Annotated in this window: 17 protein-coding genes; 6 read left to right on the forward strand and 11 right to left on the reverse strand. The window is 60.9% G+C overall.

From position 1 onward, the window contains the following. Positions 1–26 precede the first annotated feature (26 nt). The 4 genes from AC1D0N_RS21595 to AC1D0N_RS21610 form a co-directional block, all read right to left on the reverse strand. The gene (locus AC1D0N_RS21595; RefSeq protein WP_477247450.1) at positions 27–251 is read right to left on the reverse strand and encodes a DUF6074 family protein; all 225 of its coding nucleotides are present in this window, start codon (positions 249–251) and stop codon (positions 27–29) included. A gap of 164 nt (positions 252–415) precedes the next feature. Continuing rightward, positions 416–712 carry a DUF982 domain-containing protein gene (locus tag AC1D0N_RS21600; RefSeq protein WP_477247452.1) on the reverse strand — a complete coding sequence of 99 codons (297 nt, stop codon included), beginning with the start codon at positions 710–712 and terminating at the stop codon, positions 416–418. Between the two features lie 133 nt (positions 713–845). Then, positions 846–1,082 carry a hypothetical protein gene (locus AC1D0N_RS21605; RefSeq protein WP_477247454.1) on the reverse strand — a complete coding sequence of 79 codons (237 nt, stop codon included), beginning with the start codon at positions 1,080–1,082 and terminating at the stop codon, positions 846–848. Between the two features lie 117 nt (positions 1,083–1,199). After that, complete coding sequence (locus AC1D0N_RS21610) at positions 1,200–1,586, reverse strand: hypothetical protein (RefSeq protein WP_477247456.1); 387 nt, start codon at positions 1,584–1,586, stop codon at positions 1,200–1,202. Between the two features lie 212 nt (positions 1,587–1,798). Here AC1D0N_RS21610 and map point away from each other — a divergent pair, with 212 nt between their 5' ends. Beyond that, a complete protein-coding gene (map, locus tag AC1D0N_RS21615) occupies positions 1,799–2,626 on the forward strand; it encodes a type I methionyl aminopeptidase (RefSeq protein ID WP_477247458.1) in 828 nt (275 codons plus the stop codon). A 40-nt stretch (positions 2,627–2,666) separates the two neighbouring features. On the opposite strand, the gene AC1D0N_RS21620 is transcribed toward map, so the two are convergent. Next, a complete protein-coding gene (locus AC1D0N_RS21620) occupies positions 2,667–3,584 on the reverse strand; it encodes an SDR family oxidoreductase (RefSeq protein ID WP_477247460.1) in 918 nt (305 codons plus the stop codon). Between the two features lie 61 nt (positions 3,585–3,645). Further along, a complete protein-coding gene (locus AC1D0N_RS21625; protein WP_477247699.1) occupies positions 3,646–4,386 on the reverse strand; it encodes an SDR family oxidoreductase in 741 nt (246 codons plus the stop codon). Between the two features lie 122 nt (positions 4,387–4,508). On the opposite strand from AC1D0N_RS21625, the gene AC1D0N_RS21630 reads away from it, so the two are divergent. Both AC1D0N_RS21630 and radC read left to right on the forward strand, forming a co-directional pair. Next, on the forward strand, positions 4,509–5,411 hold the full coding sequence (locus AC1D0N_RS21630) for a LysR family transcriptional regulator (protein WP_477247462.1): 903 nt from the start codon (positions 4,509–4,511) through the stop codon (positions 5,409–5,411). 155 nt (positions 5,412–5,566) lie between these two features. Continuing rightward, positions 5,567–6,334 (forward strand): RadC family protein, encoded by a 768-nt coding sequence (gene radC, locus AC1D0N_RS21635; RefSeq protein WP_477247463.1) that lies wholly within the window; start codon positions 5,567–5,569, stop codon positions 6,332–6,334. A 51-nt stretch (positions 6,335–6,385) separates the two neighbouring features. On the opposite strand, the gene AC1D0N_RS21640 is transcribed toward radC, so the two are convergent. After that, positions 6,386–7,885, reverse strand: coding sequence for a hypothetical protein (locus AC1D0N_RS21640; RefSeq protein WP_477247465.1), 1,500 nt, complete (start codon positions 7,883–7,885; stop codon positions 6,386–6,388). Between the two features lie 448 nt (positions 7,886–8,333). Here AC1D0N_RS21640 and AC1D0N_RS21645 point away from each other — a divergent pair, with 448 nt between their 5' ends. From AC1D0N_RS21645 to AC1D0N_RS21655, 3 genes are all read left to right on the forward strand, one after another. Beyond that, positions 8,334–8,558, forward strand: coding sequence for a hypothetical protein (locus AC1D0N_RS21645; protein WP_477247467.1), 225 nt, complete (start codon positions 8,334–8,336; stop codon positions 8,556–8,558). Positions 8,559–9,302: 744 nt separating this feature from the next. After that, complete coding sequence (locus tag AC1D0N_RS21650) at positions 9,303–10,061, forward strand: LuxR C-terminal-related transcriptional regulator (protein WP_477247469.1); 759 nt, start codon at positions 9,303–9,305, stop codon at positions 10,059–10,061. A 389-nt stretch (positions 10,062–10,450) separates the two neighbouring features. Next, positions 10,451–11,869 (forward strand): glutamate-1-semialdehyde 2,1-aminomutase, encoded by a 1,419-nt coding sequence (locus AC1D0N_RS21655; protein ID WP_477247471.1) that lies wholly within the window; start codon positions 10,451–10,453, stop codon positions 11,867–11,869. A 205-nt stretch (positions 11,870–12,074) separates the two neighbouring features. On the opposite strand, the gene AC1D0N_RS21660 is transcribed toward AC1D0N_RS21655, so the two are convergent. The 4 genes from AC1D0N_RS21660 to AC1D0N_RS21675 form a co-directional block, all read right to left on the reverse strand. Further along, positions 12,075–12,353: a hypothetical protein gene (locus tag AC1D0N_RS21660; RefSeq protein ID WP_477247473.1), complete on the reverse strand. Its 279-nt coding sequence runs from the start codon at positions 12,351–12,353 to the stop codon at positions 12,075–12,077. Positions 12,354–12,553: 200 nt separating this feature from the next. Continuing rightward, complete coding sequence (locus tag AC1D0N_RS21665; protein WP_477247474.1) at positions 12,554–13,207, reverse strand: PIG-L deacetylase family protein; 654 nt, start codon at positions 13,205–13,207, stop codon at positions 12,554–12,556. Then, positions 13,204–14,019: a sugar phosphate nucleotidyltransferase gene (locus AC1D0N_RS21670; protein ID WP_477247476.1), complete on the reverse strand. Its 816-nt coding sequence runs from the start codon at positions 14,017–14,019 to the stop codon at positions 13,204–13,206. The genes AC1D0N_RS21665 and AC1D0N_RS21670 overlap by 4 nt, the downstream gene beginning before the upstream one ends. Continuing rightward, on the reverse strand, positions 14,016–15,311 hold the full coding sequence (locus AC1D0N_RS21675; protein WP_477247701.1) for a methyltransferase domain-containing protein: 1,296 nt from the start codon (positions 15,309–15,311) through the stop codon (positions 14,016–14,018). Before AC1D0N_RS21675 ends, AC1D0N_RS21670 begins: the two co-directional genes overlap by 4 nt. Between the last annotated feature and the right edge of the window lie 25 nt (positions 15,312–15,336).

Genomic DNA, 15,336 nt, shown 5'->3' on the forward strand with positions numbered 1-15,336 from the left:
GCCTCACCTCAACGGCTAGCGATGGCCTAAGCCATTTCTTTCTGCACAGCCGCGAAAAACCGGCGAACCTCATTGGCAGCGGAAGCCGCGTCGTTGCCAGCCGCAATCGCCCGATCGAGGAGTTCGCGCGCCGTCGCCTTCCAGAAGGATGTGGCGGTGTCGCCATGCAGATTGCCAAGCTTGGCGGCAATTTCGCGCACCAGGACGACCTGACGGTCTATTGGAAAGGCTCGAACATTTGCTGACGACATCTCTGGACCATCACACTGACGCAACGAATCAGACGCTGCACTACAGGCACTGGCCTAGCTGCAAAACTGGAAATGGAACCTTAACGGCGCGGTTCAGGCGTCATTTGCGCTGGCGGGCTTCGCGGGCGATCGAGGCAAGCGCAGTGAGCCGTAGTCGCTCCAGCCTAGATCCGCAGTCCCCTCGCCTCGCCGCCGCGCTTGCCGGGAACCATCATGTCCCTGGCCAGCAAGCCGCTGACACGGCAGAACGCCATGAACGCCCGGCAGGCGTCCTCGGTCTTGACCACGTCGACCGTGGCGCCGAAACAGGCGTTGAACGCAGCCTCGTAGACCTTGCCTTGCCGGCGCGCCGGCCAGCCGTGCAGGACGTCGAGCGCTTGTTCGACACTGTAGATTTCCTCGACCGGCAGGCCGGGTGCGGGCGCGATGCGCACCGGCACCTCGAATTGTAATCTGTCCATTCGTTCTCTCCCGAACCGGCGTCGCCACAGCAACGCCGTTCGTTGTAGAAAGTTGCTTTGCCCGGCTTCTCACCCAAAAATGTGTCGTCACTGCGGTCATTTCCGGACAGAAGCCTGCGCCAAACCGCAGGGCTCATTGGTTCGCCGGATCGGTCTCCGCATCGTAGGCCATGCGCACGGCCAAGATCAGGATGTAGACCGACGACACGGCAAAGAGGGCGGCAAGGACCAGCGCTGCCGTTCCCGCCATGCCGAGCGTTTCGGCGATCGCCCAATAGACGGTCCCGATGCAGATGAGCGCCTGCACCGAGAGAAACAAGGCGGCCGAGACCGCACGGGTAAGCGTTTTGAGAGTTTTTATACGTTGCATCTGGGTGCTTCCGGAAATGGCGCGGCATGCAGCCGGCCGACGGCCGATGGCCGCCGCACAGGATGCGACGCGGATAAGGATATGAATGGGTTGAGAGGTGCGGCTAGCGCCGGTGGCCTACGCGGATGGCGGCGCACGCGGCTGGTTGGCGCTGGCCCGCGGCTGGGACACGAACGCGGAGGCAAAAGCTGGCTGGACCGTCGGAAGCCGATCGAGCAGGAGGAAAGCGGCTGCTGGAGGAAGCGCGCCTGGAGTGCCGCTGACAAATTTGGCCGGGACCGGCCGTCCGGCCCGGATCTCAAGCGCGTGTGTCTTGCCGCGCAGCAGTGCGGCCACGTCGCCCTGCCGCGCGGCGCTGATACCGGCGCCGCCCGATACGGCGGTCGCCGATGCTGTGGCCTCCGACTGGCCCAGGCACAACAGCGAAAGCAAAAGCAGCGCCATCAGGCCCGAGCAGGCTGCCCTGATCGACGACGTGAATGGATTTGCGCGCCTGGATGCCATCAGAAGACCGCCCTACCCTACGAATGGAAGAAAGGAAAGCTGCCGAATGGCCTCGCGCGGGGCCGGACAGGCACGCCGGGCAGTCGAATATCGCCTGCGCACGCCCATGGCCGGCAGTTCGGCCTTGAACCTTGCGTCGTCCGGTGCCAAATCTGGGGAGATTTTCGCGTGGGGCTCATATTTCTGGCCCACTCACCCTGCAAACGGACAAAATGGTCACTTACCTCGACGCCGCCACGGCACCCCTCAGAAACACCGGCCAGATCCGCCTTTATGGCGAAGAAGGTTTTGCCGGCATGCGCAAGGCCTGCGACCTCACCGCACGCTGCCTCGACGAACTGGTGCCGATGGTCGAGCCGGGCGTCACCACCGAAGCCATAGACCGCTTCGTCTTCGAGTTCGGCATGGATCATGGTGCGCTGCCGGCGACGCTCAACTATCGCGGCTACACCAAGTCCAGCTGCACTTCGATCAACCACGTCGTCTGTCATGGCATTCCCGACAACAAGCCGTTGAAGGATGGCGACATCGTCAACATCGACGTCACCTATATCCTCGACGGCTGGCATGGCGATTCCTCGCGCATGTATCCGGTCGGCACCATCAAGCGCGCCGCCGAACGCCTGCTGGAGGTGACCCATGAATGCCTGATGCGCGGCATTGCGGCGATCAGGCCGGGCGCCCGCACCGGCGCCATCGGCGCCGCAATCCAGACCTTTGCCGAAGGCGAGCGCTGCTCGGTGGTGCGCGATTTCTGCGGCCACGGCGTCGGCCAGCTTTTCCATGATGCGCCCAATATCCTGCACTATGGCAGCTCCAGTGAGGGCGTCGAGATGCGGCCGGGCATGATCTTCACCGTCGAGCCGATGATCAATCTCGGCCGGCCGCACGTCAAAGTGCTATCGGATGGCTGGACGGCCGTGACGCGCGACCGCTCGCTGTCGGCGCAATACGAGCACACGATCGGCGTCACCGAGACCGGCTGCGAGATTTTCACGCTGTCGCCCAAAAACCTCGACCGCCCCGGCCTGCCGGCCTAGTCGGTCAAGGAATGTCGAGGCCGGTTGACGACCCTCTAACTCACGCCACTTCGGCCGAGGCAACCACAGCCGGGTGAAGCAGGTTTTCGAGGCCGATGTTGCGGTACATCTCCCGGCGCATGCGGTCGGCAACGCCATTGACGATCTCGGCGCCGTCCTGCGACGGGTCGACATGGACGCGGAACGGCCGTTTGCCGAACGGCATGCCCACGACGCGAACGATCTCGCGGGCCACCTGTGACGGATCGGCGTCGGCGGGTTCGAGGCCGGCCAGCCCCTTCAGCGCCCGATCGGCGATGCCGGCATAGGGACCGGCTTCATAGTCGGCGGCCCGCGCCGCATCGGACGGCTTGCCCGAATGCGCGAAGTGATTGGTGCCCTTGGTGAAGGCGCCGGGAACCATGATGGTGGTTTCGATGCCCCACAGAGCGAGCTCGGTGGAGTAGGACACAGCTAGCGCATCCATCGCCGCCTTGGCGGCAAAGTAGGGTGCCAGGAACGGCGGCGTGCCGCCGCGCGTCGAGGACGAGCCGACCCAGACCAGCAGGCCCTTGCCCTGCCCGCGCAGATGGGGAAGGGCTGCGCGGTTGACCCGCTGTGCCCCCAGAACATTGACGTCGTACTGCTGGATGAGTTGGTCGGGGGTAAAGGCCTCAGCGGGACCGAACACCATATGACCGGCATTGTGGACGATGACATCCAGCCGGCCCGCATCGGCGATGATATGGGCGATGCCGGCATGGGCCGAGGCGTCCGATTGCACATCCAGCTCTGCGGTGCGCAGATCGGCCTTGTGCTCGGCGGCCCAGGCGGCGACGGCTGCGACCTGGGGGGCATTGCGCCCGGTGGTCTCCCGCATCGAGGCGTAGACGGTATGGCCGGCTTCGGCCAGTGACTTGGCGGTCATCAGACCGAAACCTGAGGACGCGCCGGTGACGAGGATGACGAATTTGGACATGATGATGTTTCCTTGATTGAAGCTCACGGGGAGCTGAAGCGGTTCCGGGTTGCCAACGGGATCAGATGATCCCGCCATTGGCCCGCAGGGTCTGGCCGTTGATCCAGGCGCCGTCCGGGCCGGCGAGGAAGGCAACCGCATCGGCGATGTCCTCGGGCTGGCCGAGACGCTCGAGCGGGGCAAGCTTGGCCAGGCGATCGACAACCTCCTGCGGCTTGCCATCGAGGAACAGCTTGGTTGCCGTCGGCCCTGGCGCGATGGCGTTGACCGTGATGTTGCGGCCGCGCAGTTCCCTGGCGAGCACGCTGGTCATCGCCTCCACCGCAGCCTTGGTAGCGGCATAGACGCCATAGGTCGGCTGCAGCAGGCCGACGACGCTGGAGGAGAAATTCACGATCCGGCCGCCGTCGCGCAGACGCTTTGCCGCTTCGCGCAATGTGTTGAAGGTGCCCTTGAGATTGACGGCGATCTGGCGGTCGAACAAGGCATCGTCGCTGTCGGCGATCGTGGCGAGGTTCATGATGCCGGCGTTGTTGATCAGCACGTCGACGCCGCCGAAAGCGGTTTCGACCGTGTCGAACATACGGGCCACTGCGGTCGCGTCCGCGATATCGGCCTTGGCCGCCACCGCCCTGCCCCCGGCGGCTTCGATTTTGGCGACGATCGCCGCCGCCGAGGCGGCGTTGCCGGCGTAGTTCACCACGACGGTGAAGCCGTCCTTGGCGAGGCGCTCGGCAACGGCGCCGCCGATGCCGCCCGAGGCGCCGGTGACGATGGCAATCTTGCCGGTCTGGGCGGTCATGGTCTGGTTGGTCATGGTCTGTCTCCTTGTTGGATGCCGTTGATCGGCTGACAGCAAGATGCACCTTCCAGTTTTGCGGATAATCGGGCATGATCCGACATCATCATTCGAGAATTCGAACAATGGATCGCTTCGACGCCATGCGCGTCTTCATCCGCATCGTCGAGCGGCGCAGCTTCACCAAGGCCGCCGACGATCTTGGTCTGCCCCGGTCATCGGTCACCGATGCGGTAAAGGGTCTGGAGGCGCGGCTGGGCGTGCGGCTGCTGCAGCGCACGACCCGTCAGGTCAGCCCGACGCTGGACGGCGAAGCCTACTATCAGCGCTGCGTCAGCCTGATCGCCGACCTGGAAGACGCCGAAGGCGCCTTTGTCGGCGCCAAGCCGTCGGGCCTGGTCCGCGTCGACATGCATGGCACCCAGGCGCGCTATTTCCTGCTGCCGGGCCTGCCCCGCTTTCGCGAGATGTACCCGGATATCAGGCTGCATATCAGCGAGATGCACCAGCCGATGGATATGATCCGTGAAGGCTTCGACTGCCTGCTGCGCGCCGGCGAACTGGTCGACAGCCCACTGATCAAGCGGCGCTTGGCGACCCTGGAAAGGGGCACCTTCGCCAGTCCTGACTATCTCAGCCGCTTCGGCACGCCGCAAACGCCCGACGACCTCGCAGGGCACGAAATGGTCGGCCTGATGGCGCCTGATGCAGCCGAGATCATTCCTCTCGTCTTCAGCGTCGACGGCAAGCCCCGCCAGGTCACCTTGCCTGCCATGGTGACGGTGACCGGCCCGGAGACCAATGTCGCTTCCGCATGCATGGGCCTCGGCCTGATCCAGGTCCCACGCTACCGGGTCGTCTCGGAACTGGCCGGCGGCGCGCTGGTCGAGGTGCTCGCCGGCTTTCCACCGTCGCCATTGCCGGTCCACGTTCTCTATTCGCCGACGCGTCAACTGTCGCCGCGCCTGCGCGTGTTCATCGACTGGATGGCCCAACAGTTCCGCAATCGAACCGCGCTGGCCGAATGAAGCATCGGCACCACAGCAGCTGCCTGATCCTCTGAGGCCTCAGCCTGGCCCCGATATGCAGGCGCAGGTCGTTCACCGCCGGCTCGTCGCCGAAAAGCACTCGACCGCTGCCGGCCTGTCGCTCTAGTCTTATGCGAAAGCCTTCGGGGGGATGGATGGGGAAGAGCGAAGAGGACGAACGGGGGTTCTTCTCCGAGCGGTGGATTGAACCGCCAGCGAGGGACAAGGCGCCAAAGGACAAATCGGATGAGAAGCCGCACTATCACGGTCATCGCGAGCGCTTACGCGAGCGCTTCGTTGCCGGCGGCGCGGATGCCCTGCCCGACTACGAGCTTCTCGAACTGCTGCTGTTTCGCCTGATCCCGCGCGTAGACACCAAGCCGATCGCCAAGGCCCTTTTGGCGCGCTTCGGCACTTTTGGCGAAGTGCTTGGCGCGCCGGTGGCGCTGCTGCAGGAGGTGAAGGGCATCGGCCCTGCTGTGGCCGTCGATCTGAAGGTGATTGCCGCTGCCGCGCAGCGCATGGCGCGCACTGAGGTCCGCGACCGCGAGGTGCTGTCCAACTGGACGCAGCTTCTTGCCTATTGCCGCTCGGCAATGGCCTTCGAGAACCGCGAACAGTTCCGTGTCCTGTTCCTCGACAAGAAGAACGTGCTGATCGCCGACGAGGTGCAGCAGGTCGGCACCGTCGATCACACGCCGGTCTATCCGCGTGAAGTGATCAAGCGCGCGCTCGAACTGTCGGCCAGCGCCGTCATCCTGGTCCACAACCATCCTTCCGGCGACCCGACACCGTCCCGCGCCGACATCGAAATGACCAAGCAGATCATCGACAGCGCCAAACCGCTCGGCATCGCCGTCCATGACCACATCATCATCGGCAAGAAGGGCAATGCCTCGATGAAGGGCTTGCTGTTGATCTGAGCGAGCGAGACGGGTGACGACTTCCGGCGCATCACCGCGGCCAAACGGATCTCATTCCTGGTTGACCGATCTTGCCGCAGGTGTCCACGTGGCTCCTCCACCACGAGCGAGGAAGCCCTCATGGGTCTCTGCCCCTGCCGTTGCCTGATGTCCGGTGGTTCGCCCAAGCGCCGCCATGGTGCGCCGGGCGCGAACCCTCGTGGCGGAAACGACGGCAAGTGCGATGAAAAAGAGGATGCCTGGATCGGCACTGCCGCCTGACACCGCGCTGGCAATTATGCCTGCGAGGGAAGCATTTCTGACGCTTGTCACGACCGCATCAGTTTCGGGGTCCACCCATTTCCGCATCCGCCCCATTCCGCGGACCAGGACGCCGAGCAGGATCGCCATCATCAACGATCCGAACAAGCCAAGTTGCGAAAGCACCGCGATCGGCCAGCTCGATGCCCTTGAACTGCCGAAACCAACGCCAAGGCCGCTGGTGTCGAGGAAGGATTGCAGGCTCTTGACGTTCCAATAGGTGCGCTCATGTGCTGAGGCAGAATCCGCTTTGTCGATGATGGTGCTGTTAATCAGCCTGACGAAGGGGTCCAAGGCCTCGGTGTGGTAAAGGCTAATGCCCATTATGGCGACCACGCCCATCACCATGAGAGCGGTTATCAGTATCTCCTCGCGCTCAACCCGCCCCTTGAGGACCGAGACCAACATCGAGAAGGCGACTGGAATGCACAGGAGGGTGAGGCCGACGTAGGCGGTCGATGAAGTCGACAGAATGGTCAGGAAGAGCAGGATGCCCGCCAACCACTGGGCAAGGCGTGATTTGGTCTTTCTCCAATAGGTGTAACAGAATGCCAGGCAGGCGAGGGAAGCGCCGGCAAAGGAAGAGGCTTCCGAAAAAGCTCCCGTGATCCGCACGAATCCCGCCTCGACCGCTTGTGTCATAAGTGCGTAGTTGGCGGTTCTAATCGGGGCCAGCAAGTCTCCCGCTCCTGCATTCTTGCCGATAAGATCGACCAGCCCCATGCCCGCGTGCAGACCGCACCACAAGAAGAAGCCGCGGCGGACCTGGTCAATCCTGTTGGAGTGCAGCAGCAACACACAAAGCGCGATGGCGGTGAGCCCACCAAGAATGAAGTAGCCCGTCTGTGAAGTATTGCCTGAAACCGGGGCCAGAGACGCTTCGACGACCGCAACCCGGGTTTTCGACTGCACGAAGACGGCGGTTTGTCCTGCGAAGAATCTTGGAAACAGCCATGCTCCGATGATTGCGTAAGCCATCAGGCTTGTTAGAATCCAGACCGGGCGCATGCTTCCGAACACGCTTCCGAGATCGAACCAGATGCGACGTCTCGCAGCAACGGCCGTGACGAGCAAGGCCGCAAATATGGTGTATATCAGCGGAGACGACCCACCTAAAAAGGTCAGCGTCATGACGGCCGTCGCACCGAATGCCTGGGAAGCGACCAGCCCGATGATCAGCATTCCCCTGGAATAGTAGGCAACGACCAAAATAGCCACGGCCACCAGCAGCCCCGGCAAGGACATCTGCATTGCTGACCGAGCCTCCCGCTTGGTTTGGCCCCGGGTTATGCGGACGCGTGAAGCAGTCCGACGGCCCATCTTTCGGCAGATGGATATGCCGGGCAAGAGAGCCAAAGGGCGTAGCCTGCCACCGGCATCTGCAGGACAAGACAGATACTCCTTCCTATGATGGGAACCAAAGGGAGGTCGTCCGCTCGGCGGAGGCTTGAAGCCCGAATGGCTGCATGTCCGCGATGGCAGTCTTTTTCGCAAATCCGGCCCACGCCTCCTGCAAACGGCTAACCTCAATTCGCGAACGCCTACTAAAGAACGCCTCGACCAGAGATAGGCGTAATCTATACTAGGATTGCAGGTTGTTTTTGGTGCCAATCGCAAAACCCTGTGCTATTGATGTAATCGTGGGAGCGCTGGGCAACGGGCGGGTTGTTGGAGTTCCGGCACGAGGAGGAGAAGCGGTATGACCATTCAGGTTGTACATAGCGCATTCGGTCCAAGGCAGGTCAGGCAACTTAAGGAAGTTTACGAGCGTGCGCGGGCCGTGGAGGCAAAGTACCCCGAGTCCCACATTGCCAGCAAAGCCGCCAAAAGGCTGATAGCCGCTTTCGAAGCCGTGATCCGGACGGACGGAACGGTTCTGGACGTGCAGTGGCTAAGCGAGGCTGAGCCTCAAGGAAACGCCTGAGATCATCCAGCGTCCGCAAAGCCATCGGGCAGACCGTTAATTTCTGTCGACGCGCCTGCAGGCGAATCCTGCTTGCCGTTCCAAATCAAACTTCTCTGAAAACTGGCCTGACCGCGTGTTCGCCGCGCGGAGCGATAGGGGAGCCGTTGGGCGGGCAGTGACTCCCCTATCCTGTCTCCGCGTTTTCGCTGCAGACAGGCCGCGTAAGCGTTGAGCAGACGCCGGCATTCCAATGTTCAGCCTGGCACATATACCGTCAACGAAGCTTTTGGAGGGTCAGCGAAGCTTTTGGAGGTAATATCTAATGTTGTCAGAGGATACGAGCGGGTCCCACTTCCGCCTATCGGATGAGGACCGGCCGAACAGTCGCAATCGGAGTGATCTGCTTGGCTGATTGGCTGACGGCATGATCTGTCCGACAAGGCACGGTGCTGACCGAGCGTCCCATCCTGTGTCTTCAAGGGATCGCAGCGCCCTGGGAGCCAGCTTGGCTACGCCTTTTTGAAGACTTAAAAATTTTTATAAAATTAACCTAAGTTAGAGACTGCTTATTAATTACCCATAGACTGATCAAGCTGTTCTAGGTGGCTGCAGTGGGGAACTGCTCAAGGCTCCAAGCTGGCGTGATCCAGCCTGAAGCTTTCGAGTGGAATGGGTATCAAAGTTCAATCCAAAAGAATGACTGAGCTCTAGCTCTATCGGCCGCCACAAGGCAGATCGCGTTGGGGAAAGGCGGGTACTAGTATGGGTTCTACAGTTGGATTGCACAATTACACTTCCACAAATCAGACAGGAGTTCCGTCCAGCGGAACGGAAAATGTCCACGAACAGACAGGCAGGCAATGCCTCCTCATCTTGGACGGAAGGGCCTTAGACCGCGAGTGTCTCGCATCGGCCCTCGAGGACCATGAACTTGGCATGGCGGTCGTCGCCATGGGTTCGATCGACGAATGGCGCGCGAAGAAGGGTTCGGCCCCTCCTCTTGCCGCCATACTCTTCAACCTTGGCGGCCGGAAAGTCACCGACCATGGCATCGCGGACGAGATCAAGCACATCTCATCCGAGTTCAAGTCAGTGCCGGTGGTTATCCTGGCCGACACCGACGATCTTGCACAGATATTGATGGCTCTTGAATGCGGCGCACGCGGCTACATTCCAACTTCGGTCGGGATCGACGTGTGTGTCGAGGCGATCAACCTTGCAGCAGCGGGAGGCATCTTCGTTCCGGCGAGCAGTGTCCTTTCGATGCGGCACCTGATAGATTCAGGCAGTTGCGACACGCGGCCTTTGACGGGCATGTTCACGCTCAGACAGGCTGAGGTCGCCCAGGCGCTCCGGCGCGGCAAGGCGAACAAGATCATCGCCTACGAACTGAATCTGCGCGAAAGCACAGTGAAGGTCCACATCCGAAACATCATGAAGAAGCTGAAGGCGACCAACCGGACGGAAGTCGCCTACAAGGTCAACGATCTCTTCGCAGACGGAGCTCTGGTTGAAGAGTGATCGCGAGTGACAAGACGGCCCGCCTTGGTGAAACCCTGGCGGGCCGCGTCTGCACTGTGTTGATACAAATTCATTGAGCTTGCGAAGGTCGTGGGACCTCCGTTGGAGTGAATGGCATTCGGGAGCCGCGACGAACACGGCCGCGATCCGATGCGGTTCGTTGCCCGTGCTTCCTGGTAGTGTACTGTCACTGGATTATGACGAGGTGCTCGAAACGCTCGGGTTCGCCGCGCTGATCTCGTTCTGAGCCCCTGAAAACTGTTGCATCGCGCGGTGTCAAAGCCAGTGCCCGCCTCGGTATCCACCATAAGTTCTAACCGATGACCTTATGGAGAACGCGAAATCCCGAGCCGAAAATGTAGACTTGCTGCCGGAATGGAGTGGTCGGCATGTCTGAGCAAAACCTTCGTTTTCACAAATCCGTCCGCCTGCAGGAACGCAGCCGTGAACTGATCCCGGGCGGCAGTCACACCTACGCGAAAGGTGAGGACCAGTTTCCCGTCCTTGCGCCAGGCTTCATCGAGCGTGGTTTGGGGTGCCATGTCTGGGACGTCGACGGGAACGAGTACATCGAATACGGCATGGGCAACCGTTCCGTAGGGCTGGGGCACGCCTATCCGACCGTACTCAGGGCAGTGGAGTCGGCCCTCCACGGCGGCTCCAATTTCACGCGGCCCGCCAGGATCGAGGTCGACTGCGCCGAGACTTTCTTGGAGCTCGTCGGTGCGCAGATGGTGAAGTTCTGCAAGGACGGATCGGATGCGACTTCGGGGGCCGTCCGCCTTGCCCGCGCCTACACGGGTCGCGACCTCGTTGCCTGCTGCGCCGACCATCCTTTCTTTTCGACAGACGACTGGTTCATCGGAACCACGCCGATGAATGCCGGAATTCCGGAGGTGGTCCGAAACCTAACCGTCACTTTCCGTTACAACGACATCGCCAGCGTAAAGGATCTGTTCGACAGGCACCCCGGCAAGCTGGCCGCGCTCATCCTCGAGCCTTCCCGCGGCGACGATCCGGTGGACGGGTTCCTGCATCAAGTCCAGCGTCTCTGCAAGGAAAGGGGCGCGCTGCTAATTCTCGACGAGATGATCACCGGGTTCAGGTGGCATGTGGCCGGGGCGCAGAAGCTCTATGGCATCGATCCGGACTTGTCGACATTTGGCAAGGCGCTTGGTAACGGGTTTTCGGTCTCCGCCCTCGCGGGCAAACGCGAATACATGCGTCTCGGCGGCCTCGAACATACGGACCGCCCAAGGGTGTTTCTGCTGTCTACCACGCACGGCGCTGAGACCCATGCGCTTGCAGCGGCGATCGCGACCATGCGGACTTATCAGAACGAGTCCGTGATCGAACACCTGCACCGTCAGGGGACGAAACTTAGGGAGGGGATCGCCGAGGTTGCCAGACGGCATGGGGTGGATGGGCACTTCAAGGTCGTCGGCCGTCCCTGCTGTCTGGCGTATGCCACGCTCGACCCCAACGGCAAGCCGTCGCAGGCATACCGCTCGCTGTTCCTGCAGGAGACGATCCGGCGTGGAGTGCTCATGCCGTCGCTCGTCGTCAGCTACACTCACGACGACGCGGCAATCATGAAGACGATAGAAGTCGTCGACGGTGCGCTGGCGGTGTATGCGCAGGCCCTGGAATCGGGAACGAGCCGTTTCTTGGTAGGCCGCCCCTCGCAGGTCGTCTTCCGCCGTTTTAACAATGGCGATGAACGAGCTGAAATTATTGCTCCAGAACCTCAAGCCACGAGCAATGCGACCAGGAGGCAATCAGAAACCCGGCTCGCGGTGACATCTTGACGCCCCGAAAGCATTGCTTTCTCGCATTTCCCTAAGTCCATTTCCCTAAGTCAAGGAAGGAGCCGTTTCCGCACAAGGCGACGGGATTTCACTTCGTTTTGGAATCGGTAGGGTAAGTCTGTCTGACAGACGAGGTATCAGGACACGGGCCCAGAGGCTTCGCTGGGACCTTCACAGGGCAGCTTGCTGCAGCGGAATCCGCCGGTCAATCTACAACGGGAACAGGCTCGGGGAAGGTGTGTCTGCCCACCCATTTGATGGCTTCCTCGATCGTATCGAAGTTCTTGTGCTGACCGCTCAGCAACCCGAATCCGGTCTCGAGGAACCATTTGCCTTTCGTGCAATAAGCTTCCTCATCGATCTGGGTAAGGACGGCAACCAGCTGGTCGGATTTCCACACCAGAACACCGGATTCTCCGCCCTCGACCGTTCCGATCCGCGCTTCGCTAAGCGAAAATCCACGAGCAATCTCTTCTTTGCCCACGTTGATGCTTCCCCAACTTCAAAATGGATTGTAAAAATCCGGCAGCTTGAATGGCTGCTTCTGGAGGTATCTTTTTCGGCCTTTTTCCAACGGCGACTGACGAGTTTGTTAGCAGATCGCCCCGTGAGTTCAATGCCCTTTCACTCGATTTGTTCGTTGATCCACCGATAGTTTTTTTGCGAGAGAATGTGTGAGAACTTCTAAAGAATTTTGGCCTTTCGGAGCGTGAAAGCCTCGGCGAAATGCTCGGGTGCCCGGCATTCCATCCCACGCAACCTCGCAAGCCCGGCGAATGTCTCGCGGTCGAACCAGTCTTTGGAGCGCTGCGTCCCGAAGTGCTCATGGAGGAGTTCGATCTTGCGTTCCAGCACGTCGGCCGTGAGCGGCACGTAGGCATTGGGTTGGCTGAGGTCACCATCCCATTTCGGGATCTCGTATTCGAGCACCAAGTGATCGCGGAAGATGTTCCAGGTCAATTGGTTGACCTCCCGATGGTCCTGATGGGCGTCGAACCTGGCGTGGGTTAACACCACGTCGGGATGAACCCGTGATCTCACATCCATCAGCCACTGCTTTATCGATCGACTATGGGCGGGAAAGTAGCTGTCTTCGAAATCCGCAACGTCGACTGTGGACGAGCGCGATCCTTCGAGAAAGGCCTCGGCCGAAGCCCTTGCTTCGGCCGACCGCTGACCGCCTGCGCTCAGCACACACCAGTGGACGTCCAGTTTGACCCCCGATGCGATCAAGCCGAGTATCGTGCCACCCGCGCCGATCTCGATGTCGTCGGAATGGGCGCCAACACAGAGGATCGAGAGCTCCTCGCCGGGATGTGCGAGGCGAAGCCCTCTCATGAGGCGGCCAGTACCACGTTGCGTCTGTTTTTTTCGGCGGTGACCCTCATGTTCCAGGGCATGTCGCCTTTTTCGACCATGTCTTCGAGCGATTGCCAATCACGCAGCGTATCCATCGAACGCCAGAACCCCTCGTGTTTGTATGCCATCAGCATATTGTCATCGATCAGCCGCTTGAAGGGTTCGAGGACGAGTTCCTCGCCGTCGCGCATGTAGTCGAAGATTTCGGGGCGGAATACGAAGTAGCCGCCATTGATCCAGATCTCCGAGGTCTCCGTCGTGCGGAACTCGCGCACGCGGCCATCTTCCGCGATGTCGGCCAGGTGGTATGTCAGCGGCGCGTGCACGGCGAGGAAGCAGCCGATCTTGCCGCTGGCCTCGAACTTCGCGATCACATCATCGAGGTCGACGTCGGTCAGGCCGTCGGAATAATTGGCGAGAAACATCTTCTCGTTCCTGACGTGGTCCCGCGCAGCCCAGAGGCGTTCTCCGATGTTGCGCCAGATGCCCGTGTCGAGCAGGGTGATGCTCCAGTCCTTGACGGTGTCGCCAAGCAGCTTCACGTTCTCGCCCCCATGCGTGACCACGCAATCGGAAAAGGTCTGCGGCCGGGTGTTCAGGAAGAAATCCTTGATGACATTGGCCTTGTAGCCCAGACACAAGACGAACTCGTCATGCCCGTAGTCGCTATACCACTGCATGACGTGGCGCAGGATCGGCTGGTGGCCGAGCGGAATCATCGGCTTCGGTATGCTTTCGGAATAGTCGCGGATACGGGTCCCGCGGCCGCCGCAGAAGAGAATGACTTTCATCTCTGTAACTCCGATGGATCAATCACGGTCACGAAAGGAATTGGCACCACGAATTTCGCGTTCCAGGCGGCGACGTGGTGCATCTGCTGGATGATCTCGTCCTTCAGGTTCCACGGAAGGATCAGTATGTAGTCTGGCTTGGCCTGATCGATCGCGTGGATGGGCTTGATCGGGATATGCATGCCCGGTGTGAAGCGGCCGTGCTTGTAGGGATTGCGGTCCACCGTGAAGTCGAGGAAGTCGGTGCCGATGGCGCAGTAGTTGAGCAGCGTGTTGCCCTTGCCAGGCGCGCCATAACCGCAAATCGTCTTGCCCTCGTTCTTGGCCGAGACCAGGAACGCGAGGAGATCGCGCTTCGCGCGCTGCGCCTTGTAGGCGAACGAGGTGTAGGTCGTCATTTCCGTCAACCCATGCCTCTTTTCGCAGTCGAGGAGTTCGGCGACACGGTCATCTGTGGCCCAGCTGCTGTCCTCGTTGGCGAGATAGACGCGAAGCGACCCGCCATGGGTGGGCAGTTCCTCGACGTCGATCAGCCGCAGTCCGTGGCGGGCCGCCATCAGGTCGATCGTCAGCAGCGAGAAATATGAAAAATGCTCGTGGTAGATGGTGTCGAACTGGTTTTCGGCCATCAGCCGCTCGATATGCGGGAATTCGAGGGTGACCACACCCTCTGGTTGGAGCAAGATTTTTATCCCGGCGACGAAGTCGTTCAGGTCGGGCACCTGAGCCAAAACGTTGTTGCCAATAATGAGATCCGCGCGCAGTCCTTCGGCCACCATCTGAAGTGCCAGCCGTACTCCGAAGAAGTCGACCCGGGTGGGCACGCCCTTCTCGATCGCCGCGCGCGCGACATTGGCGGCCGGCTCGACACCCAGGACGGGAACGCCGAGTGGCAGGAAGTGCTGCAGCAGGTAACCGTCATTGCTTGCCAGTTCCACCGCAAAGCTGTGGGCGCCAAGCCCAAGGCGCTTCGTTATCGTCTCGCAATAGGCTTTCGAATGGGCCACCCAGCTTGTCGAAAAGGAAGAGAAATAGGCGTATTCGCTGAAGATGGTCTCGGGGCTCACATACTCCTTGAGCTGCACCAGGTAGCAGCTCTCGCAAACCAGGACGTTGAGCGGAAAATAGAGTTCCATCTGGTCAAGCTGGTCGGCCCGCAGGAAGCTCTCGCATGGAGGCGACATGCCCAGGTCGACCAGTGTGTGGCGCAGGCGCGATCCACAGAGCCTGCAACCGACACCAGGGTGTACCTTGTTGTAGTCGCGAACAATTTCGACAGCCTCAATGTTCATTCCGTACTCCTGTCGCGATGGCGGC

This window comes from Mesorhizobium sp. P2_E10, from assembly GCF_056404235.1.